This is a genomic window from Fibrobacter sp. UWB3, assembly GCF_002210405.1.
In the GTDB taxonomy this organism is placed as follows: Bacteria; Fibrobacterota; Fibrobacteria; order Fibrobacterales; family Fibrobacteraceae; genus Fibrobacter.
In genome coordinates, this window is sequence record NZ_MWQJ01000005.1 from 87,118 (window position 1) to 109,995 (window position 22,878).

Annotated in this window: 16 protein-coding genes; 10 read left to right on the forward strand and 6 right to left on the reverse strand. The window is 49.6% G+C overall.

Annotated elements, in window-relative coordinates:
• Positions 1–73 precede the first annotated feature (73 nt).
• From B7991_RS07480 to B7991_RS07495, 4 genes are all read left to right on the forward strand, one after another.
• On the forward strand, positions 74–1,489 hold the full coding sequence (locus B7991_RS07480) for a TolC family protein (RefSeq protein WP_088630266.1): 1,416 nt from the start codon (positions 74–76) through the stop codon (positions 1,487–1,489).
• A 20-nt stretch (positions 1,490–1,509) separates the two neighbouring features.
• Positions 1,510–2,559: an efflux RND transporter periplasmic adaptor subunit gene (locus B7991_RS07485; RefSeq protein WP_088630267.1), complete on the forward strand. Its 1,050-nt coding sequence runs from the start codon at positions 1,510–1,512 to the stop codon at positions 2,557–2,559.
• A 20-nt stretch (positions 2,560–2,579) separates the two neighbouring features.
• Positions 2,580–5,744: an efflux RND transporter permease subunit gene (locus B7991_RS07490; protein ID WP_088630268.1), complete on the forward strand. Its 3,165-nt coding sequence runs from the start codon at positions 2,580–2,582 to the stop codon at positions 5,742–5,744.
• Positions 5,745–6,015: 271 nt separating this feature from the next.
• The gene (locus B7991_RS07495) at positions 6,016–7,302 is read left to right on the forward strand and encodes a GspE/PulE family protein (protein ID WP_088630362.1); all 1,287 of its coding nucleotides are present in this window, start codon (positions 6,016–6,018) and stop codon (positions 7,300–7,302) included.
• Positions 7,303–7,578: 276 nt separating this feature from the next.
• Here B7991_RS07495 and B7991_RS07500 read toward each other — a convergent pair whose 3' ends face one another.
• Positions 7,579–8,751 (reverse strand): CHC2 zinc finger domain-containing protein, encoded by a 1,173-nt coding sequence (locus B7991_RS07500; RefSeq protein ID WP_088630269.1) that lies wholly within the window; start codon positions 8,749–8,751, stop codon positions 7,579–7,581.
• A 27-nt stretch (positions 8,752–8,778) separates the two neighbouring features.
• On the opposite strand from B7991_RS07500, the gene murB reads away from it, so the two are divergent.
• Positions 8,779–9,744 (forward strand): UDP-N-acetylmuramate dehydrogenase, encoded by a 966-nt coding sequence (gene murB / locus B7991_RS07505; protein ID WP_088630270.1) that lies wholly within the window; start codon positions 8,779–8,781, stop codon positions 9,742–9,744.
• A 9-nt stretch (positions 9,745–9,753) separates the two neighbouring features.
• Here the strand turns inward: murB and B7991_RS07510 are convergent, their stop codons facing one another.
• Together B7991_RS07510 and B7991_RS07515 are read right to left on the reverse strand one after the other, a co-directional pair.
• Entirely contained in the window at positions 9,754–10,161 is a 408-nt protein-coding gene (locus tag B7991_RS07510; protein WP_088630271.1) for a VanZ family protein, read from the reverse strand.
• Between the two features lie 26 nt (positions 10,162–10,187).
• Positions 10,188–11,735, reverse strand: coding sequence for a FecR domain-containing protein (locus B7991_RS07515; RefSeq protein ID WP_254917881.1), 1,548 nt, complete (start codon positions 11,733–11,735; stop codon positions 10,188–10,190).
• A 154-nt stretch (positions 11,736–11,889) separates the two neighbouring features.
• On the opposite strand from B7991_RS07515, the gene B7991_RS07520 reads away from it, so the two are divergent.
• Together B7991_RS07520 and B7991_RS07525 are read left to right on the forward strand one after the other, a co-directional pair.
• Positions 11,890–13,092: a class I SAM-dependent rRNA methyltransferase gene (locus B7991_RS07520; RefSeq protein ID WP_088630273.1), complete on the forward strand. Its 1,203-nt coding sequence runs from the start codon at positions 11,890–11,892 to the stop codon at positions 13,090–13,092.
• Positions 13,093–13,258: 166 nt separating this feature from the next.
• On the forward strand, positions 13,259–14,791 hold the full coding sequence (locus tag B7991_RS07525; RefSeq protein ID WP_088630274.1) for an FGGY-family carbohydrate kinase: 1,533 nt from the start codon (positions 13,259–13,261) through the stop codon (positions 14,789–14,791).
• A 168-nt stretch (positions 14,792–14,959) separates the two neighbouring features.
• Here the strand turns inward: B7991_RS07525 and B7991_RS07530 are convergent, their stop codons facing one another.
• Complete coding sequence (locus B7991_RS07530) at positions 14,960–16,267, reverse strand: tetratricopeptide repeat protein (protein ID WP_235002809.1); 1,308 nt, start codon at positions 16,265–16,267, stop codon at positions 14,960–14,962.
• A gap of 98 nt (positions 16,268–16,365) precedes the next feature.
• Here B7991_RS07530 and B7991_RS07535 point away from each other — a divergent pair, with 98 nt between their 5' ends.
• Positions 16,366–16,611, forward strand: coding sequence for a hypothetical protein (locus B7991_RS07535; RefSeq protein WP_088630276.1), 246 nt, complete (start codon positions 16,366–16,368; stop codon positions 16,609–16,611).
• A gap of 225 nt (positions 16,612–16,836) precedes the next feature.
• Here the strand turns inward: B7991_RS07535 and B7991_RS07540 are convergent, their stop codons facing one another.
• Positions 16,837–17,844 (reverse strand): FISUMP domain-containing protein, encoded by a 1,008-nt coding sequence (locus B7991_RS07540; protein ID WP_088630277.1) that lies wholly within the window; start codon positions 17,842–17,844, stop codon positions 16,837–16,839.
• 84 nt (positions 17,845–17,928) lie between these two features.
• Positions 17,929–18,684, reverse strand: coding sequence for a phosphatase PAP2 family protein (locus B7991_RS07545; RefSeq protein WP_217898049.1), 756 nt, complete (start codon positions 18,682–18,684; stop codon positions 17,929–17,931).
• A 158-nt stretch (positions 18,685–18,842) separates the two neighbouring features.
• On the opposite strand from B7991_RS07545, the gene B7991_RS07550 reads away from it, so the two are divergent.
• Both B7991_RS07550 and B7991_RS07555 read left to right on the forward strand, forming a co-directional pair.
• Entirely contained in the window at positions 18,843–19,796 is a 954-nt protein-coding gene (locus B7991_RS07550; RefSeq protein ID WP_235002810.1) for a metalloregulator ArsR/SmtB family transcription factor, read from the forward strand.
• 257 nt (positions 19,797–20,053) lie between these two features.
• Positions 20,054–22,663 carry a hypothetical protein gene (locus tag B7991_RS07555; protein ID WP_088630279.1) on the forward strand — a complete coding sequence of 870 codons (2,610 nt, stop codon included), beginning with the start codon at positions 20,054–20,056 and terminating at the stop codon, positions 22,661–22,663.
• The last annotated feature ends 215 nt before the right edge of the window (positions 22,664–22,878 follow it).

The window sequence follows — 22,878 nt, forward strand, 5'->3', positions numbered from 1 at the left end:
ACAGAAAAAAGCACCCTTATGAAAAGGGTGCTTTTTTTTTACATTTGGCTAGCTTAATATATTAGGAGAACGAATGTCAAGGAAATTTTTAGTCCTTTCTGCCCTCGCTTTAGGGCTGATTGTACCAGCCTCGGCAAAAACCTACACCCGAGATGAAGCGGTCCAGACCGCCATTGAGAACTCTCCGGATGTCAAAACCGCTGAAGAAGACCTCATTAAGGCTTCTTCTCAAGTTGATGCAGGCTATGGTAACGCATACCCCTCTATTGACCTTAGTGCCAATGTCACCCGTATTTTTGGACTGGACGACGTCAAAAAAACATCCGCAATTACGGACGCTGCCAAAAATATGGCAAACAGCGTGGACGACGACGGACACCCCAAAGCAAACGCTTTTGACCAAAACGTGATTGGCCCAGCTTTGGACGGAATGACTTATGGAATGAAGTCCCAAGCCTACCGCTGGCAGTCCAGTGTTGGCCTCACATTGACCCAAGTCCTCTATGCCGCAGGCAAGGTCGGTACCGCAATCGATATCGCCAAAGCCTACAAGCATATGGAAGAAGTCAATCTCGAAGACAAGAAGTCTAGTATACGCTACGACGTTGATAGCCTTTTCAACAATTTGATCCTCCTGGATTCGAGTATTGCAATCACTGAAGAAGGCATCAAGCAGATCGAAGAAAATCTGAATATCGCCACGCAGAAATTCCAAAGCGGATCTGGTAAAGAAATCGACATGATTCGCGCACAACTTGAGTTGGAAAGCCAGCGTTCCGATCTCGAAAAGACAAAGAAATTGCGTATCCTCGCCAAGAACGCTCTTCTCAACAAGATGGGACTGGATTGGGATTCCGAAGTACAGTTCGTCGGTGAACTTCGCATGCCCGAAGCAAACCTCCCTTACCCGGATACAGCTATGGCAAACGTGAAAAAGCGCCGTAGGGAATTGGCAAAGCTCGAAGCCACTGAAAAAATGAGAGAAAAAAATATCGAAATCGAAGAAGCCGGTTACAAACCGACAATCGCCTTGCTCGGTGGCCTCAAATACGCAAACAACCAAAACAAGATTACCGAATGGGATGCCCCGAAGTGGGACAAACTCAACAAGTACGTTTCTTTAAATTTGTCGATGAACCTTTTCAACGGCATGCAGACCAAGGAAGCCGTAGTTCAAGCAAAATCAGAACTTCGCAGCACACAACTCATGAAAGAAACTGCAGAACGCGGATTCCGCCTGCAAATAGAGGCGTGCGTCAACAACTTGGAAGACGCGCATAATCAAATCGAAATTTCAAAACGTCAGGTAGACTTGGCAAATCGCGGATACGAAATCTCCGAAGCGGCCTACCAAATCGGTGCGGAAACACAAATCAACCTTCTTGACGTAAGCCAGAAGCTTCGCTTGGCCAAGCTGGGCTACATGAAGGCTGTTCTTGACTGGAACAATGCCTATAACGCATTGCTCAAGGCCACTGGTGAATACTAAGATTTAAGAGGAAGACAATCATGAAGACCATTACAAAATCAATCATTACTATTTCAGCCCTGTCGCTCCTCCTCGCTGGATGTGGCGACGCCAAGAAAGACGCCAAGTCCGAAAAGAAAGTTTCGACCATCGAAGAAATTCAGAAGGTCAATGGCAAGCCAGCCCGCGTCGTGAAGGCTGCTACAGTCAAGCTCACAGACGTCCGCGCCTTCAGTGGCACCATCGAAGGTAGCCAGCAGACGACAGCAACCGCCAAGCTCGGTGACCCGATTGCCAAGATCAATGTCCGCGTCGGTTCCAAGGTCAGAAAAGATCAGATCCTTGCTGAATTCGTCTTTACGGGCGACAACACCGCTTACCAACAGGCTCAAGCAAACATTGCCATGCAAGAAAAGAGCCTCAACCGCTTGAAAGAAGTTCAGGCCAAGGGTGGTGTTTCTCTGCAGGATGTAGAACAGCTCGAAACCCAGATTAACGTAGCCAAGATGCAGATGGAAACCGCACGCCGTGCAACGCTCGTGCTCGCCCCGTCTTCGGGCACCATTACCGAAGTCAAGTTCAAGGTCGGTGAAGTTCCGGGTGTCGGTGGTGCCATGTTCACCATCGCAAACCTCGACAAAGTAATCCTCAAGCTCAACGTCACAAGCTCTGAAATCGGCTTCTTCAAGAAGGGCGCCAAGGCAACAATCGAACTCAACGGCGAAAAGCTTCAGGGCGAAGTAAGCCTCATTCCGCTCGCCGCAAACCCGATAACCCGCTTCTTCCCGGTTGAAGTCACATTCAAGAACAAGGGTCAAAAACTCCTCCCGGGCATGTACCTCACCACAAAGATTGACGCCCGTGAAGTTACAGGCGTTACAGTCCCTGTCGAAGCCATTGTCTATAGCAATGGCGTGAACTCGGTCTGGACAGTCGATAGCGAAGGCAAGGCCAAGCGCAAGATTGTGCAACTCGGTGTGCAGACCAAGACCGACATCCAAATCAAGGATGGCCTTAACGAAGGCGATGTCGTGATGGTCGAAGGCCAGAACCGCATGAACGACGGCGACAAGGTGCTGATTGTCGAATAATCGACACTGGAGAATAGCCAATGATTAAAGCCAGTATTTACAAACCAATCACCATGCTCATGGTCATCTTGACCGTGGTGGTGTTCGGTCTTTATACCTATTCCATGATGGTGGTGGACTTGATGCCGAAATTCGAAGTCCCCGTGGTTACGGCCACCATCATTTACAAGGGCGCAAACCCTGAAGAAATCGAAACCACAATTATCAAGCCGATTGAAGAACAGGTGGAACTCGTGGACGGTATCGACTACGTGCAGTCCATCTGCTTGGAAAACTACGGCATTATCGTCGCCATGTTCAACATGGGCGTGAACGTGGACGTTGCCGCAAATGACGTGCGTTCCAAGGTGGACCTCGCCTCTGCGGACTTCCCGGATGCAGTACAGGCGCCGATTATTTCGAAGGTCGATATTAACGGTGCTGCCATCATGGCAATCTCGTTCACCGGTCCTCTAAACTCTACAGAACTCCGCCAGAAAGTCGAAGACGAAATCGAACCGCTCTTCACTTCTGTTTCCGGTGTTGCTAGCGTTGATATTTTCGGTGGTACAACCCGCCAGATAGCCATCGAAGTCGACAAGGAAAAAATGATGGACCGCGGTGTCGATATCGGCACCATGATGGGCCTTTACGGCATGTCCAACGTTAACCTCCCGATTGGTGAAGTTATCGGCAAGCACAAGAACACGTCTGTGCGTACCGCAGGTAAGTTCAAGAACCTCGATGAAATGCGCAACATGGAAATTCCGACGGAAAAGGGAGTCGTCAAGCTCTCTGAAATTGCCGTCGTGAAAGATACCATCGAAACAATTACATCGACTTCCCGCTTTAACGGCATCAACTCTGTCGCACTGGATATCAAGAAGCGTTCCGACGCAAACGTCGTGGATGTTTCCAGAGGCGTGCTCAAGCGCATGGCAGAAGTCAACAAGACTCTCCCGGAAGGCTTCAAGCTCACGCTCATTTACGACAAGTCCGAAGCTGTGAACGAATCTATCGATAACGTTATCCAGAACATCATTATCGCTATTGCGCTTACCGCAGGCCTCTTGCTCCTGTTCCTCGGCAAATTCTCGACGATGATTATCGCGGCTCTCACGATGCCGATTTCCGTGATTGGCGCATTCACGCTCATGTACTTTGCAGGCTTTGGCATCAACATGATGTCCCTCATGGCTCTTTCAAGTTCCGTGGGTCTGTTGGTGACGAACTCCATCGTCGTGCTTGAAAACATCAACAACAAGCTGAACCAAGGCCTTGATCCGAAGGAAGCCGCCTACAAGGGCACTTCTGAAATCATGATTGCCATCATGGCATCGACGCTCACCAACGTCTGCGTGTTCGTGCCTATCGCATTCATGAAGTCCATCGTCGGTATCTTCTTTAGAACATTCGGTATGACCATGGTGTTTGCAACGTTCGTGTCGCTCCTCGTGACATTCACGCTGACACCGCTTATGGCCGCTTACTTGTTCAAGGGTAAAAAGAAAGACGAAAATGGAAACATCATTGAAAAAAAGCCGGGCATTATCGGAAGCCTGCTGGGACTTTTCCCCAAGGCTTTGAACGGTGTTCGCTTTGTCTACTTGAAGATGCTTGGATTCTGCCTTTCTATTCCGGGCGTGATAGTCCAGGTTCTCGCTCTTGGCGCTGCCATCTTCCTTGTGGCAGGCCTCGCCAAGAACAACTTGACTGTTGAACTTACCCCGAGACAGGACCAAGGCATGATGAGCATCAAGCTCGAAATGCCTGTGGGTACAAACATCGAGACAACCGATAGCGTGGCTCGTATTATTGAATCCCGCGTCAAGGATATTCCTGAAATTGTCCACTACAGTATGAACGTGGGTGGTTCCAACGGCTTTACGACCGTAAACCAGGCCACCATGCGTGTTAGACTTTTGAAGGACTGGGAAAAGAAGAACAATCCCAACTGGAAGGGCAGACATCGCAGTACGGACGAAATCGTCGACTCCATCCGTCCGTACCTCGCCAACATTCCAGACGCTTACATTTCCGTGAAATCCACCTCCGCCTCTGAAATGCAGAACAACTCCAGCGGCGACGTGGTGCTCGAAGTGAGCGGTCTCCATGCAGACTCCGTCATCAAGGCATCACAAATCGTCCTTGACCGCGTGCAGCAAAAGATTGACGGCATCGTGGATATCAAGACGAGCTATGAAGCCGGTAAGCCTGAAATCCGCTTGATCCCGAACCGCGCCGCCATGGCCGACTATGGCGTAACGCTTGAAACAGTCGCAAACTACAACTACATTGCAGTGAACGGTTTCGAAGCAGGCCAGTACACCGAAGACGGTGAAGAATACGACGTTTACGTACGCTTGATGGAAAAGGATAGACAGAGCCATGCCGACATCGAAGACCTGCCTGTCAAGACACCGAAGGGCTACGTAAGTGCTAGCGAACTCTTCCACATCGAAGATGGTGCTGGTCCGACACGTATTGACCGTAAGCGCAAGATGAGACGTGTAGACGTTTCGATGAACTTGCTCCCTGGCCACACGACCGGTGAAATCATGGGCAAACTCACGGAACTTACAAACAGCATGAAGGACGAACTCCCAGAAGGTATCTCGTTCAGCTTCGGTGGTAACGCCGACATGCAGAACGACATGCAGAAGGAATTCATGACGGCAATCGTGATGGCAATCCTCCTCACCTACATTTTGCTCATCGCACTCCTCGAAAGCTTTGCCCAGCCGTTCATCATTATGACGACCATCCCGATGGGTGCTATCGGTGTGCTCCTCGCCCTTATCTTTACCGGCAAGGCGCTCTCCATGATCGCCCTCATGGCTATCGTTATGTTGATTGGTGTGGTGGTGAACAACGCAATTCTTTTGCTCGACGAAGCAAACCGCCTGTTGCGTAGTGGAAGCATGGGCCGCCGCTCGGCAGTGCTTACAGCCGCGAAAGCCAAGTTCCAGCCGATTATGCTTGCAACGCTTGCCTCCGTGATTGCCCAGCTCCCGCTCGCATTCGCTCTCGGTGGTAACGTCGCCGCCATGACGCAGCCGATGGGTATTGCCTCTGTGGGTGGCTTGATTGTGTCCGCAGTGCTTACCATGTTCCTTGTGCCGACATTCTTCTGGCTCCCGAACGCCCTCTTTAGCAAGGCCAAGAAAGGCGCCAACAAAGTCAAGGCAAAGTTCAGCAAGGCATAATTAAGTTTCATTAGACAACTCCGCAAAGTCCCCCACCCCGGGGGACTTTTTTTATGCAGAGTCATCCTGAACAAAGCCCATAAGGGCGAAGTGAAGGATCCAGTTAAGCTTTGATTTTTCACAACAAGAAATTACTGGATCCTTCCACCTTCGGTGTCAGGATGACGTCTCGCCGTTTTGGTCAGGATGACTTTACGGCACTTTGCAAACGGTTGGTTGCAAAATTTGCATGAAGGTGATTTTTCAAGATTTTTGTTTGTATTTTACGGGGATGAATACAAAAAACTTGTCCAAAAAATGGTGTCAGAAAAACGGGATTGCAGTTGTTGAAAGCACCGGGGAATGCGCCGCGCTCCTGAAAGTTGCCGTACCGAACGCAAACGATGAATTCCTTCTCGAAAAGATCCGATTTGTCACACAGCAACGCATTACCCCAGAGCAGCACTCCCCTGCCGAAATCAGGCTCATGCACAACCACGCCGATTCTATCGATGACGAGGATTTGCTCCAGCACCTCAACCATCTCGAGATTTCACGAAATTCTTCGTGGGAATCAGAACCGATTATAAATCTCGTTGATAGCATTATTGTCAAGGCACTCCAGAAAAAAGCGACCGACATTCACCTCGAACCGTTGGCAGATTCACTACGTGTAAGATTTCGCATTGACGGGCTTTTAACGGAATACAGAACATTCCCGCAATGGCTTGCCGAGCCTATATTGATTCGTCTCAAGGTCATGGCGAATGTCGATATCACGGAGCGCCGCTTGCCACATGACGGGAGTTTCGCCTTTGAAGATTTTCATGAGAAGGTAAACGTTCGCTTAAGTACCATTCCCGTAAACAACGGCGAGAAATGCGTACTGCGATTGCTCCCCGCCAACGATTCCGCACAAACGCTCGACAGCCTTGATTTTAGCGAAACAACGCTCCAAGCGATTCGGAAAATTTTCAACGCCCCGCAAGGGCTATTCCTCGTTACAGGGCCCACAGGGAGCGGCAAGACGACTACGCTTTACGCTGGCCTCCGAGAAATCATCCAGCGAAAAATCAACGTCACGACAATTGAGGACCCCATAGAATACGAACTCCGCGGAGCAAATCAGGTTCCCGTCAACGGAAAATGCGGATTCACGTTCGCCGTTGCATTGCGTTCTATTTTGCGCCAGGATCCAGACGTGATTCTCGTCGGAGAAATCCGCGATGCAGAGACTGCACAAATAGCATTACAAGCCGCACAGACAGGGCATCTCGTTTTGAGCACATTGCACACGAACAGCGCAAAAGCAGCGGCAGCGAGACTTCTCGATCTAGGCGTTCCAAAAGGAATCTTGGATGAAGCTTTGCTAGGCGTGTTCGCCCAGCGCCTCGTAAGGAAGCTTGATAAAACAGCATCTAGTGAATCTACACAGCAATACAAAGGCAGAACAGTCGTCTGCGAATTGTTACTCCCCAACAACACCTACGCCGACTCCACCATGCAAGAAAACGCAAGAAAGCTCGTAGAATCCGGCATCACCACCGAAGAAGAAATTGAGAGAGTGCTAGGATCATAATAATTTTTATTCAGCAAATCAAAAAGCATTGAATCCGTTTAAAGCGAGAACAAATGATAAAATAAAAAGTCTGTCATCGTCGAGAGAATAAAGCGTCGGCCAAGGTATTTTCTTCGCAGTAGCGTGCAAAACGAGTGTTGCGACGGGCTGCTAGCAGACCGGCATAACCGAGTGAAGCAGCTGACGCCGGAGGCGTCAACTCCGAGCTGGGGCCCCGCCCGCAAGAAGTACATTTTACATTAAAATAAAAACAGAAGAAGTGAACTATTTCTTAGTTCACTTCTTCCCACCAAACCAATCGTTGATGTCTTCGCCTTCTTTCATCGACAATTTGCCAAATTGATCTACGCCATCACCAAGCACAACCGTGCGGATATTCGCATTCGCAAAAACCGTCTGCAAATACTCCGTACCGCTGCGCCCCGCCTCGTCCTTGTCCAAACAAAGCACGACGCTTTTGTTCTTGAACAGCGGGAGCCATTCTGTCTTAAAAGAACGCACGCCTGGAATTCCAATCGCATCAATGCGTTGCCCCAAAAACGTAAGCGTATCGACGACGCCTTCGCAAAGGTAAACCCAGCCCGGCCTTTCATCAAGCGCGGAAACATTGTACGGGAACGGAACCGTCCCGCGCAAGTTCAGCTCCTTCGGCACAACTGTGCTATCAATCGCGCGCGCCTGGAAATAAAACGAACGGCGTTTGGTATCGAGATACGGGAAAAATAGCGGATGCTTGTAATACCTCAAGTTCCCTTTTTCGCTGAAAAGCCCCACGTACTTGAGTACTTCCAAATCGTAAGTTTCCTTGAGCTCGTTGTTGAGCGCACCATAATCCGTAATCGTGCGCAAAAGCATCTTGTCCCAAATCGGCTTGTAAATGCGGCGACGTGCAAGGTATGCAGCCGCGGGCGTTTTGTCGACAGGACTCAACATTTTCAAGAACGAGAGGATAATCTTCTTGCGTTCATCTTCGCTCACAAGCTCTTTTGCAGGCTCAGGAGAGCGATATTCAAGAGCGGCATCACGGACCGCCGTTTTCGCAACAAGTGCAGCGCTTTGTTCAAGCGACACATTCGAAGCTGGAGTTCGATTCGGCATCACCGTTGCAGAAGCAGGATTCGTCGTTGATACGCGATTTTGCACCTGAGGCTTAGCACCACGCAACAGGAATCCATACGTTTCCTTGAGCCAGTTCAGAGCTTCTAGGAATGAACAATTCTTGACAAACTGCACAAGCGAAATCACATCACCACGAACGTCATCGCAGACCCAGCAACGGAATGTTCCGCGTTCTTCGGAAAACGATACGGACGGAGTTCTATCGCCATGCGCATGGCGTGTCGGGAAAAAGCAACGACAACGGCCACGCACCACCGGGAGACCTAAATCCATAGCCACCGTCGTAATCGAGAGTGCAGCCTTAAATTGTTTGAGTTCCTCTTCTGTCATTGCACCAAGAATATATATATTTTCGTCATGATTATTCAAGAAAATATACCGATGAGCGAGCACACGTCCTTTAAAGTAGGCGGTCCCGCACGATATTTCGTCAAAACAGAATCCGTAAGCGATATCAAAGAAGCAATCGCATTTGCAAACGAGCAAGCGCTCCCGAACTACATTCTCGGCAAAGGCACGAACTTGCTCGTCTCCGACAGCGGATACAACGGCGTCATTATTCAGCTCGGTAAATTTTTCTCGGAAATCACAGATCTTGGCAACAGCAAGATTTGCGCTAAAGGCGCCACGCCGCTTGCCCGCCTCGCCCGCTACACAATTAACGAAGGACTCGCAGGCATCCACAAGCTCGCCGGCATTCCCGGGAGCCTCGGCGGTGCGATTTACATGAACGCAGGCGCTTATGGTCAAGATGTTTCGCAGACTTGCATTGAAGTCGAAAGCATCGATGCCGCAGGCAATATGCACACGCGAGCCGCAGCAGATTGCAATTTTGCCTATCGCCATAGCATTTTTCAAGAACTTGCAAAATGCGAGCCCAAGGTCCCTGAGCCTGCCGAATGGGGGCAAAGCAATTTTCTTTCAGAAACAATTCTTTCTGCCACATTCCAGCTTACGCCCGCAACAGAACTTGGCAAGACAGCCAAGGATCTCGAAAGCGAAATGCAAGAATGCATGACAAAGCGTCGCAATTCGCAACCGCTTTCCATGCCCAATGCGGGCAGCACCTTCAAGCGTCTTGATGCAGGCGCCGCCGAAACGCCAACACAAATCGCACCAGGTTATTACATCGAACAGGCGGGTTTAAAAGGCTACCGCATAGGCGGCGCCGAAGTGAGCCGTGTGCACGCGAACTTTATCGTCAACGCAGGCAACGCCACCGCAGCAGACATCAAAACACTCAGCGAATACGTTCAAAAAGTCGTCGCCGAAAAGTTTGGCATTCAGCTTCACAGAGAAGTGATTCTGCTCGGAGAATTCTAAAAAGACAGTCTACTTTGACAGCGGATCGTACTTGTTCAAGATTTTAACGATGAGCCAATAGACAAGTCCACCGATCATACCGCCGAGTGCATCAGCAATCAAGTCGAAACCGCTACAGTCACGGCCTTCCACAAAGCTCTGGTGGTATTCGTCTGTGCAACCGTAAGCAAGCGCAATCGCCATAACAATCAGCACCTTGAGCCACGGTTTCAAAGACCACTGGCCACGTGCCCACCACATGCAAAAACATCCCGCCAAAGTGGCGTATTCGCAAGTATGCGCAAGCTTATCCCACACATGCGGGAAGTCTTCGAGTTCATAGGATGTCATCGAAGAAATCTTGAAAATGATTGCCATGCAGAGGATGGCAGGGACTTTTCTGAAAAACGGATACTTGTCAAAGAGCGATTCAAACATGCGCCCAAATTTAGCTTTTGTAAAAGCTATTCGTTCTTGAGCAAGCGCTTGGAGACGACATTTTTGTATTCTTCTTCTGCCGTCATGTCGTTGATTCGGTTACTCTTCTTGCCATCTTCATAATTTTCGAAGAAGCAATACGTCTCATAGACTTTTCTTGCCTTGATCTTTTTGCCGTTTACAAATGTGGCGACAATTTCAAAATGGGCTATTCGATTCTGCTTGAGGCGAATTGGCAATTTAAATGAATTTGTCATCAATTCATCGTCTGCAAAAGTCTTTACCACAACACCCTTGCGTTTCACGATAATCTTCTTGATCTGACTCAAGTCCGAGCCCATCAGTCCAGCAACACTAAAGCGAAGCGTCGCCGGGATATCACGCTCTTCGGGCAATACGTGAATGCGTTCACGACCAGAACCTTCTATGACAATCGAAGGCTTGAGTTTTTTGGGCTGGACCGTATCCTTAGCAGCCGTAGACTTGCGTTCATTAGCCTTCGTCAAGACTTCCGCCATCTTCGCCGAAACAAAGTTCGTATGCCAGGTATGGCAAATGTATTCCACTTCACCATTGCTGCAATTCACAACAAAATGCTTCGGACCAAACGCTGTAGAATCAGCCCATTCAAACGTACGCTTGTAAAACCCGCTTTCAGGAATCGTATCGACAATTCCAAGCACAGAAACTAAGCTTCCCGGGATAAACAACGCTTCAAGCGTTACACTCGGCTTGCCAATGTATTCATTCAAGACTTTCGGCTTAAACTCAATCTGCGAGCTCTTTATGAATGCTTCCGATTTTTTCTTGTAGGCTTCATCAAATTCCAGCAACATAGGTTCGAGCTTGTCGAGATTCAACCTTGCAGCGCGCACACCAAGTTCAGTAGCGGCACCAGTCGCAATAGAATCAAGAGCACGAGCTAAAATAAGCGTACCCGAACTTGCAAGCGATAAAATCTTTACGCCATTCGTATTGGCAATCAAAGTCTGTCCGCTCTTGACCGACTGCGCTGTACCGGTTTTCACGGTCACGTCAAGACGACCTTCCTTAAGCGACGAGATTTCCAACCCATCGACATTTTCAATAAAGCCAGCCGTTCCACGAACTACAGACGAAACATTTTCTGTACGAATTTCAAACTCGTCCTTGACCGCCTGTTTCTGCACATCAAACAACAACTTTCCATGGCGGAGCGCAACGGTCATTCTTGTTTTCAGTTCACCCGCTTTAGTGACTTCAATAGCCATCTCAGACCGACCATCGGTCTTGAGCGCAGAACCGTCATCAACAGAAATAACAACCGAAGAACCCGCCTCAGTCACAATCGATGATTTTTCATGAACGGATAAGCCGACTTTCAATGACTTGGCATGGCTATCAGCAGTCTTCACATGGGCATCGCCCACAACGCTCTGGACAACGCCATTAAACAAAGGCTTTTCGGGAACCGCATTTAACGATTCTTTTTTGGAGGATTCAGAATCGCCACAGGCAGAAAAAGATACAGCAAAAACGAGGGCCAAGCCCAAAAGTCCAACCCTAAAAATCTTTGCTTGATTCTTTCCTACCATGTTTTTTAATCTAGTAATTAAAATTTCAAAAAAGAAATTTACAATCACTTTTCCCCCTCGATTAAAAACAATAATTTGCGCTCCGTCACACGTTTTATGAACCACACAAATGCGTGACAAAATAAATATAACTAAAAATTCTAAATTTTTACCCATGAAAGCAATTACATTGAAAGCCGGGCGCGATAAATCCGCCCTCCGTTACCACCCGTGGATTTTTAGCGGCGCCATTGATGAAGTTGTTGGCGACCCCGCGCTTGGTGACGTTGTCGAAGTTTATAGCTACCACAGCGATTTTCTGGGCCTTGCAGCCTACTCCCCGAAATCCCAGATTCGAGGCCGTTTCTGGACATTCGGGACCGAAGGAAAGAACGTCAAGATTGACCGCGAATTCTTTAGCGACATTTTGGACCGCGCCATTGCCTCCCGCAAGAGCCGTGGGTTCGACATCCATGACAAGGAATGTGCATTCCGCCTTGTGAACGCTGAAAATGACGGCATTCCAGGTTGCATCATCGACAAGTATGCCGACATCTACTCCGTCGAAATCCTTGCTGCAGGCGCCGAAGTCAATCGCCAGATCATTTACGAATTGCTTGCCGAAAAGACGGGTTGCCGTGGCATTTATGAACGCTGCGATTCCGAAGTCCGCAAAAAGGAAGGACTCCCCCTCCGCACGGGCGTTGTATTTGGCGAAGTTCCAGACGAACCGGTCATCATCAACGAAAACGGAATTCTGTTCCCGATTGACGTAAAGAACGGACACAAGACCGGCTACTACCTCGACCAGCGCGATGCCAGACGCCGTGTAGGCGAACTCGCTCGTGGCAAGAAGATGCTCAACTGCTTCTGCTACACCGGCGGCTTTGGTCTGTACGCCCTCCGTGGCGGTTGCGAAAAGGTTTATCAGGTCGATGTTTCCAAGGACGCGCTCAAGCTCGCCAAGGAAGGCATCATGCGCAACAAATTAAGCACGGCGCATGCGACTCATGTTGAAGCCGACGTGTTCCAGTACTTGCGCAAGTGCCGTGACAGGGCCGAAACGTTCGACTTCATAGTGCTTGACCCGCCAAAGTTCGTCGAAAGCAAGGACAACTTGCAGAAAGGCGCCCGCGGTTACAAGGATATTAATTTGCTTGCAATGAAGTTGCTTGCCGAAGGCGGCATGCTTGCCACATTCAGCTGTTCCGGCCTTATGGAAATGGACTTGTTCCAGAAGATTATCGCCGACGCCGCAGCCGATGCCCACCGTCGCGTGCAGATTATCGAACGTTTTGGACAGCCAGCCGACCATCCCGTGAACACAGCCTTCCCCGAAGGACAATACCTCAAGGGACTCCTGGTTCAGGTCGTTTAACACCTTTTATAAAAGCTCAAGATGGAGATGCCTGTTCAAAGACGGGCATGACAGCATCAAAAGCTTCCAAAAAGCTTACTACACAGGTGACAAAGCCTGTGTAGTTTTTTTATAATTTTAGGAGAAGATAAAAAGGTATATGTGGACGGTTTTATAGAGGTCAAAAATGTATTTAGTCACTTACGACATCGGCAACTCCTTTATAAAAGCAACACTTACAAAAATCGCAAATTCAATTGAATTCGTGGGAGCGACTGTTGTCAGTACGCATAGTACCTCGACTTTAGGCGGCAAAGGGGTGGAACAGAGCACCGAACAATGGTGGGATTCCATCTGCCGTAGCACAAAAGACCTCCTCAAAAATTACGGTATTACTAGCGACCAGATCAAGGGTATCAGTTTCTGTTCCCAAATGAACGCAACCATACTCGTTGATGATGACGGCAATGCGGTCCGCCCACCCATGACGTTCCTGGACAGACGTGCCGACAAAGAATTCAAGGGCTACTTCAACCACGGTCTCAAGATTCACGGTCTAAACATCTGGAAACTCATCAAGGCGATGCATCATACAAGCATGGTCCCCGTTGGAGCTTACAGCCCGATTTGGAAATACAAGTGGGTACAAAACAACGAGCCCGAAAATTTTGCAAAAGTCGACAAGTTCCTAGATGTTGGCGATTATCTTTTGTACAAAGCCACAGGACGATTCGTCCGCACAGAAGACTCCGCATTCTGCACGGCACTCAACGATTGCCGCAAAGGCCATTCCGGCTGGAGCCACACCATGGCTAAAGCGTACGGCATCAACGAAAAGCACTTGCCAGAGATTGTGCAAAGCACAGACATTGTCGGCCGTATTACAGCCACTGCCGCCGAACAGATGGGCTTGGAAAAGGGCACACCAGTCATCGCTGGAGGCGGAGATGTCGCCATGGTCGCAATCGGTTGTGGCAACACCCAAAACAATCTTACCAGCATTTACTGCGGAACTTCAGGATCCGTCTGCACCGTTGTCGATCACATTATCCAGTTTGCAGATATCATGATGATTGCCGTCAAGGGGCCGAATCCCAAGCAGAAATACCTGTACGGAGAACTTGAAACCGCAGGCAAGTGCTTTGCCTGGGCTCGCGAGCTCATCGGCAAGCTGGACAATTCGCAGTACAGCTACGAAGAATGCGCATCACTTATTTCAAAATCAAAGCCAGGTTCCCGTGGACTCCTGTTCACGCCATTCATGAACGGCTGCAAGACGCCTTTTGAAGACGGCGAAATCCGCAGTTCGCTTTCGGGTATTGAACTGGATACAACCCGTGGAGACTTGCTCCGCGCCGTTATCGAAGGTATCTGCTTCCACTTCCGCTGGCTCTTGGAATGCCAGGCCAAGAAGTGCAAGATATCAGACACCATCCGCTTTGCAGGCGGTCTTGCTAGAATCAACATCATGAACCAGATTCTCGCCGACGTAACCGGGCATACGATTGAAACGGTAAAGCATCCGCAATATGTGGGCGCACTAGGTGCCGCTGCCGTTGCTGCAATCGGACTTGGGCAGATGCATTTCGAAGACATCCATAGCTATATCGAAATCACGAATACATACACGCCCAATCCCGAGAATCACGAGATTTACAACAAAATCTACAAGAAATTCTTGGATAAAGTCAAGAGCGATCGAAAGCTCGTGAAAGGGTAATTTTTCTTAAAAATTTTTCAAAAAAGGCGATGCCCTCCCTTCGACAAGCTCAGGGACCTGAGCGGGCATGACATCTTAAAAACAATGAAGCCGGGACAAGCCCGGCATAACATTGTTCGAAATTTTTCAGTTGCAACTAAAAACTATAGACCATTGACTAATGGCCAATTAGCGTTTGTTACGCGGAAGTTCGCTCGCGTGCTTTTCAAGCCACACTGCATCTTCGAGAGCGCGTTCAGCTTCGGTTGCCCAGTCAGAATCCGGGAATTCACGAACAACATCACGGTAGCGCGTTACAGCACTGTGGAAGTCGCGCATTTCGCGGTAGATGTTGCCCATCTGGAGCATCGCAAAGTAGCGTTCGTCCGGCGTGATTTCATTTTCGAGCAAAGCCTTGTACATCTGGAGAGCGGCTTCGTGATAGCCGTCCGCATAGAGCGCATTGGCGTTGGCAATGGAATTCGAAGCCGTCGGAGCAACGTCTTCCCTCTGCGGAGCGACATCAGCAGACTTCGACTTGTCGTTCCCGCTCTTCTTGGCATCCTTCAAAGCCTTGGCTTCGGCTTCTTGCATAGCCTTTTCTTCGGCAGCGGCACTGGCGACAGCGTTGATTTCGGCCAAACGGTCTTCAGCAGCCTTGCGGAACTTGGCATCCGGAGCAGCCTTCTTCAAGTATGCCGAGAGATACTTCTTTTCTTGTTCGGTACGCTTGCTCTTCTGGTTGATCTTTGCCAGATAGTAATTTGCGTCGTTACCGCGTTCCTTGTACGAAAGCCCCTTCTTCAAATTGAACTCGGCCTTGTCGTATTCTCCCATCTCATAACGGGTTAAGCCCGCATAGAAGTACGCACCGGCATCGCCAGGCTTCTTCGAAAGAACAACTCTCCAAAGCGGAGCAGCTTCAGCATAGCGGCCTTCGGCAAGCAAAGCCTTGCCCTTTTCAAACGGATCTTCGGAAGCGGCAGCCGTTGCAGGCGCCGGTTGTGCAGCCTTCGGCGTTTCGACCTTTGCAGGGGCAGCGGTCTTTGCCGGCTCAGCCTTTGCAGCAGGAGATGTTTGTGCGGGCTGTGCAGTCTTTGCAGGTTCAGCCTTTGCCGTTTCGGTCTTTGCAGCAGCCTTGCCACCCTTCATCTTAGCGCGTTCAGCATCGGCCTTAGCCTGCTGGCCCATAGCTTCGTAAGCCTTGGCAGCGCCTTCGTACGCTTCCGTCAAACTCGGATCATAACCATAAGCGAGGCGGAAGTTTGCCACAGCCCCCTTATAGTCCTTCATCTTCATGCGAACCTTGCCTGCCGCCATATAAGCTTCAGTATTCTTCTTATTTTCAGCCAACATGGCTCGGTATTCCCCAAGAGCCTTATCATACTGACCCTTGGCCTCAAAACGGGCACCCTGTTCAATACGGGGGTCCACAGCCCAAACTTGAGACATTCCAACCATCAATGCAAGCGCAATAAAAGACAATTTCTTGTTCATGGTAAAAAATTTAGTAAAAACCATTGACTTTATGACACAGATTGGCGATATTACTAGCAGAGACGCGGATAATTTTGATTACCCGCAAAGGAGAAAAAATGAAAATTACAGAAGCTGTCGATAAATATAAAGCTGACGAACAGGAGCTCATCATCGAAGCTTATGAACGCGAAGGGGGCGACACCGAAGATGTGGATCTCATCCTCCTGGACCGCATTTGCGCCCGACTTGGGCTAGGCCTCGACAACGAAGACATCGACAATGACGATATCGCCGAAGAAGTCAACTTTGACGAATACGGGAGCCATTTCGGAGACGTGTCCGAAAGCGAGGACGAGCTGTAAAAACAAGCAGTGACATTTAATGACATAATCTTTATCTATTTTATAAACAGTTAAAGATAAACATTAAAGGTCACACATGTTCAACATTCATTATCCATTTAGCCCGAGTAAAATTTTTCTTCTATCTCTGACGGTAATCGTCTTCGGGCTTTTCGTTTACCTCTCGGGGAGTTTTGTCTCTGCGACAGTATTTTCCGTACTGTACGCCTTTTTTGCAATAGCCGATTAATCTGCGACACAGCGAACGTACAGGCCCTTGTAAACACTGGCGTCTGTGCGTTCAATATCCTTGTCGGCGCGATTGAATTCCCATGAGCGGGCGGTATTAGGCTGGACAGAAGACTTGGACCAATAATGCCCAGAATTAAAGCCATCGCAGAAGTTGTCCCAATCCTGGCAACCGCCCTGACCTAAATTGTCCCAATCCAGCGTGGCGCGGTCTTTCTGGAAATCACGCCATTCGCCGTCATCTGGCAAGTGCCAACCTGGAGGACATGCTTTAGTTGCATCATCATAGGTGTAATAGCGTCCAAATTTTTCGCAGTAGGATTTATCATCTACATAGCACTGTTTCTCGGACGTCACGCTGAATGCGAGATTTTTCATCATCCAAATTTTACCGCCACGGACGCCGACCTTGTACTTTTTATTATCGCGTTTATCCGTAAAAATCATATCCTTCGGGGAGATATTTTTTTCGGCAAACTGGTCACGAGCAAAAACGCAACGGATCTGGATGGCATCAGCTTCTTCAATATCCACATACTTTGTGGTTCCATGCTTGGTTTCAAACCTTATCGCGTGATTGGCCGGGCCACGGACAGCAAAATAGGCATAACCTTTTCTTGCATTCACCACTTCATCAAATTCAAACTTGTAAAAACCAAGCGACGAATGTCCCACAAAATCATTCATGTTCTGGATTTTATCTGGGCCTGAGAATTTTTCTTCAATCAGTTCGTCCCAATCCGTTTCATCCGGGAGCTGCGTTCCCTCTGGGCATGAGGCTTTCCAGCTATCGCTACGATAAAAAGGAATTCCATTTTCGTCAGTAAAGTATGAGGTCTTGCTGTACTTGAGACTTTGTTTGAACCAGTTTAACGATCCCGACGGAATTCCACGATAAACGCGTCCATCTCTATAATCCTTAAACTCTGCTGCGTAATTATGGGTGACCACAGACACGGTCAAAATCGCTACGGCGCACAACGAACGCCACACCTCATCCAACATCAATAACCTCACAAATAATAGACTTACGAAGTAAGCCTACACAATATATATACGCTTTTTCGGAAAAAATGCTATAAAAAATTGTCAAAAGTAAAAAATAGCGCCAATATTGCCCGGAATTGCCCAAAAAGAAATATTCTTTTTACAAATTTCATGCAATTTAAGCACTCCAAAGCTTACGCCTGTTCCCACAAGCGCCCCAACTACAACATCAGTAGGGTAATGTTTGCCAGCGACAACGCGCAAGGCCCCGACAGCCCCGGCAAGCGTCAACGATGACACCCATATGAGACTTTTGTACTTGGAGTTCGGATAAATTTCAGAGAACCACTCCCCTGTAAACACGGCTACCGTAAACGCAGCCGAGGCATGTCCCGAATAAAACGAACCGTAAGCCTCGCCACTCGCGGACTCCGCCTTTTTGCGGCCTTCGCCCCGTTCCGCATAAATGTAAGGGCGCGGCCACAACTGCGTTGAACGCACCAGCTGGTTCAAGGCGTTCTGCAAGGCAAACGCTTCCACAAACATGAGCGAAAAGGCGCCAAAGTCATGACCATCGGCATCGCCCTTGTACCAGGAGTACCCCGCCAACGCCAATGGAGCGACAGCCAAAGCCCCCGAATAATGGCTCACAGTCGTTGCCCATCCGCTGTAAAGCCCAGCAAACGGGCGGTCCCACGGTAACAGTTCTGATTTCGGCTTCAAGTCGCTCGATGAAATTTTCGACATCCCGTAGTACTGATAAACTCCAAGCACCGAAGTCATAACGATTCCAAGCGAAAGCGGGACATCCAAGCGGACTGAGACTTCGTAATGGCGAGGAACTTCCGCGCCGGGCATGTTCCGGGAAGCGTCGGGCGCACCCAAGGCAAGCGTTGCCAAACACAACACCGCAAAAAGCACCCGAAATAAGCTTTTAAATCGCCCAGAAAACATCAAAAGTCCATCTAAAAATTTATATTCACAAACACAAACATACAAAAGTATTGGCGGAACACGTGACAAATTCGAATTTAAACCAGAACCGAGAACCAATCATCCCGAACATGGAACTTTTTGGAGCCATTTCCGACGAAATGCGCCTCAAGATACTGCTCCTACTGGACCAGTCCGAATTTACAGTCAACGAAATCAAGGACATTCTGGATATCCACCAGAGTAACGCAAGCCGCCACTTGGCAAAGCTTTCGCAATGCGGGCTCGTGAAAGACCGACGCGATGGAATCAAGGCTTATTACCGTCTGAGCGAAGAACTTTACATGAGCAGCCGTCTGTTGCAGATTATCCGCGAAGCCTACGATGAACTGCAGGACAAGGACATTCTCAAGTGCCGCGCCGCACAAGCGCTCGAAGAACGCACCGATAAGACCAAGGGACAAATCCATAAGCTCGACCAGGCCGGCGGAAGCCTCAAGGCACAAATCAGCCTGTTCAGCAAGCTCATGGTGCCGTTCGAAAACGCCGTGGACATTGGGTGCGGCGAAGGCGGCGACCTCTCGCTCATGCTCGCAAGCCGTTGCAAAAACGTGACCGCACTCGACTACGATCCAAAAATCATTAGCGGTTTCCAGCAGATTTTGCGCCAGAAAGGCATCGAAAACGTGACGCCGAAAGTCGCCGACATGACGCAGACGGGCCTCCCCTCTAACTACGCAGACCTCGTCTTGATGAGCCAAGTGCTCCACCATGCAACAGACCCGCGCCTCGCCCTCAAGGAAGCAACCCGCATCTTGAAACCGGGCGGAATGCTTGCGCTTTTGGACCTCGCCCAGCACAAGGAAGAATCGTTCCGCACGACCCACGGCCACATTTGGCTTGGTTTTGAACGCAGCCAGCTCGAATTCTTTGTGAAGGAGCTCAACTGCAAGGTCGTCGAAAGCGAAATCATCCCAAGTGAAAACGAGGTCGATAAAAAGCTCCCCGTCATTTGCATGATTATCACGAAAGAGTAAAAATTCGCTTGACCGTTTTGCGAAAATCAAATATCTTTACTAAAAAAGTCAAGGAGAAACCTTATGGGAAAACTGATTAAGTACGTCGTCATCGCAGCTGTGTGCATCATTTCTGCATTCGGCATCTACAGCCTCGTCAAGACGGCCAAGACCGACGAAAACACGCTCGAATAACATTCTTTCGAAAACTTATTCAAAGGCGAACAATTTAACAAACCGTAGCGGGCTTCCTCTGCGGTATTTTTATATTTCCAACTATGAATTTCCTCGACAAGAAACCAGCATTCTTTGTGGCCATGGCCGCAATTTTCTTTGCGATTTTGCTGTTCGTTTTCCGCGATTTCGCATTCGATTCCAGTCAACTCATGCTCAACAGCGACCAGCTGAACAGCATAGGCAACCGCATTTTGCGTACATTCGACGTCATCCTCACGGAATGGGACGATAGCCGCCTCGGCGGTGTCCCGACGATTGACGCACTATTCGGCGACGCCTACCACCCGCTCGTGTGGACGCAGTTCCTGATGGACCCGGCACGCGCCGTCGGGTTCAAGTTCATCCTCACGGTCTGGGTCGCATTCATGAGCGCCATGCTCCTCGCCTGGAACCTGACCAAGAACAAGTGGTGGGGAACGCTCCTCGGGTTCCTCTACGCATTTTCGCCGGAATACTTCACCTACATCTACGGAGGCCACGACGGCAAGATGATGGTTTTTGCCATTGCCCCGTTGGCACTCCTTGCCATCCGTAAGATTGTCCGTGACGGAAGCCTCCCCTATCTTTTTGTGTTTGCGCTAAGCGTCACGTGGATGATTCTCGGAAGCCACCTGCAGCTCACGTACCTCTTCTTGTGGGGAGCAGGCCTTTACACGCTATACGAAGCAGCCTTCCACTGCAACACGCTTGCCGTACGCGGTAAACGCATCGGGCTTGCAGCAGCAGCGCTTGCCTTTGGACTTGCACTCAGCAGTTTCCAGATTGTACCGCCTTACATTTACACGACAACGCAATCCGTCCGCGGTGAAGGCGAACACACCAATTACGGTCACGCCGTGAGCTGGTCCTTCCACCAGGAAGAAATGGCTCAAATGCTCATTCCGGGATTTATCGGTGTCGATGTCTATGAACAAGATGAAAAGTCCAACTCGTTCAAGGGCAGTTCCTTTGTCGATGTGACGATGGACGAATACCGCAAGATGGCCGAAGCCGGTAGCCAGGGTAGCCCGTTCTACTGGGGACACAACAGCTTCAAGCTCGACCACAACAACGCAGGCGCACTCCTCACGTTCCTCGGCTTCCTCTGCCTGTTCCTCCCGGGTAAGCGCCGCTGGGCAAGTTTCTGGGGACTCGGAGCCGTTGTCGCTTTGAGCTATGGCATGGGCGACCATTCTCCGCTCTTCAAGCTCTGGTACAATATTCTGCCGGGCGTCAAGAACTTCCGCGCTCCGGGCATGGCCCTTTTCTGGCTCCCGCTTTTGCTCGTGATGATGGCAGGCCCCGTACTTCGCACAGTTAGCGATCCGAACGAAAATACGACCAAGAACCGTCGCGCTCTCTTGCATGGAACCGCGATGTTCGTCATCCTACTTTTGCTCGTCGTGATTGCACGCTTCAACTGGACACTCTTTATCAGCCCGTTCGGACTTGTCGTTTGCCTTGCTTACGCAATTGCATGCCTTGGCGTGATGAGCCTCGATGATCAAGGCAAGGCGATTAACGTCCAAAACTTTGTCGATGCATTCAAGTCTAAGCTTCCGGGAACCTCTAGAGGCGTACAGGCCGCAGTTGTTATCGGATTTGCAATTATCGGTACATTCCTCATGAGCGGTCAAAAGCTCTTGAACGACCCCGTTACGGCCCCGTACTTCAAGCCGCTGAACGAAGTCGTGATGAACATGACCGCCTCTAAGATTATCCCGAGCTTCATCTTGATTCTCGTTGTGATTGGCGTGAGCATTGCCGTGTTCAAGTGGAAAGGGAGCACGCCAGCCAAGGTCGGCATTCTCGCAGCAGTTGCCGGCATTGAACTCATGACCATCAATGGAGCATTTATCCAGAACGTGGCCGCTAACGAATACTTGCAGCCGAAAAACGGCATTGTAGCAGCCCTCAAGGCTCCTTACAAAGCAGATCCAATCAACCAGCCGCGTGTACTTTCGCTCTCCCGCAGTAAGGCTCTCAGCGGAAACATCTTCCCGCAATACCATATGCGCAATGCGGATGGCTTCCATGACAACGAACTTGCCAGCTACCGCGAATTCCGTGGCGGCCAGGGCAACGCCAACTATCTGATCAACGTCAACGATCCGACAGCACCGCACCCGTTCCTCGACTTGATGAACATCAACGCCATCATCTTCGATACGCAGCGCGGCACCTCCTACTTGCCAATCACGACTGCCATGGGCGAAGCCTACATCTACGGCGAATCGACCACGATGGAAGATTCCAAGGCCATTGACGCGCTTAAGAACGGATTTGCCTACCGCGAAAAGGTCATCCTCTCCGAAGAACCGCAAAACAAAGGTGAAGGAGGCATCGCACAGGGCAAGGCAAAGCTTATCGCATGCCCGAAGATGGACACGCAAGTGTTCCAGGTCGAAAGCGACCGCGCAGGCTTCATGGTTGTCGCAGGCAACTACCACCCCTACTGGAAAGCAACCGTCAACGGCAAGGAAGCCAAGGTTTACAAGGCATTCGGCGACCTCCGCGCTGTTGAAATTCCAAAAGGCAAATCCGAAGTCCGCATGGAATACCGCAGTAAGCCATTCCATGCATGCCTCAAAGTTAGCTTGTTTGCAGCAATCTTGCTCATCGCTTTCGGAGCGTTCGTCTTCGTGAAAAGCAAGAAAACGCAGAAAGCGTAATACGTGAAACGCTCGACGCATCTATAATACGGGATGCGCATTCCACAAACGAAATGCGCGCAGTCCTATAACGAGACTCGCAAATTTCACTACAAGACGCTCGCCCAACGCGAGCGTCTTTTTCGTACAAAAAAATCCCGCCAGGGGTTACCTGACGAGATTTTAAAACGTTCAAAGCTATGAACTGCGGTATCTACTTCCCCGCTAAGTATAAG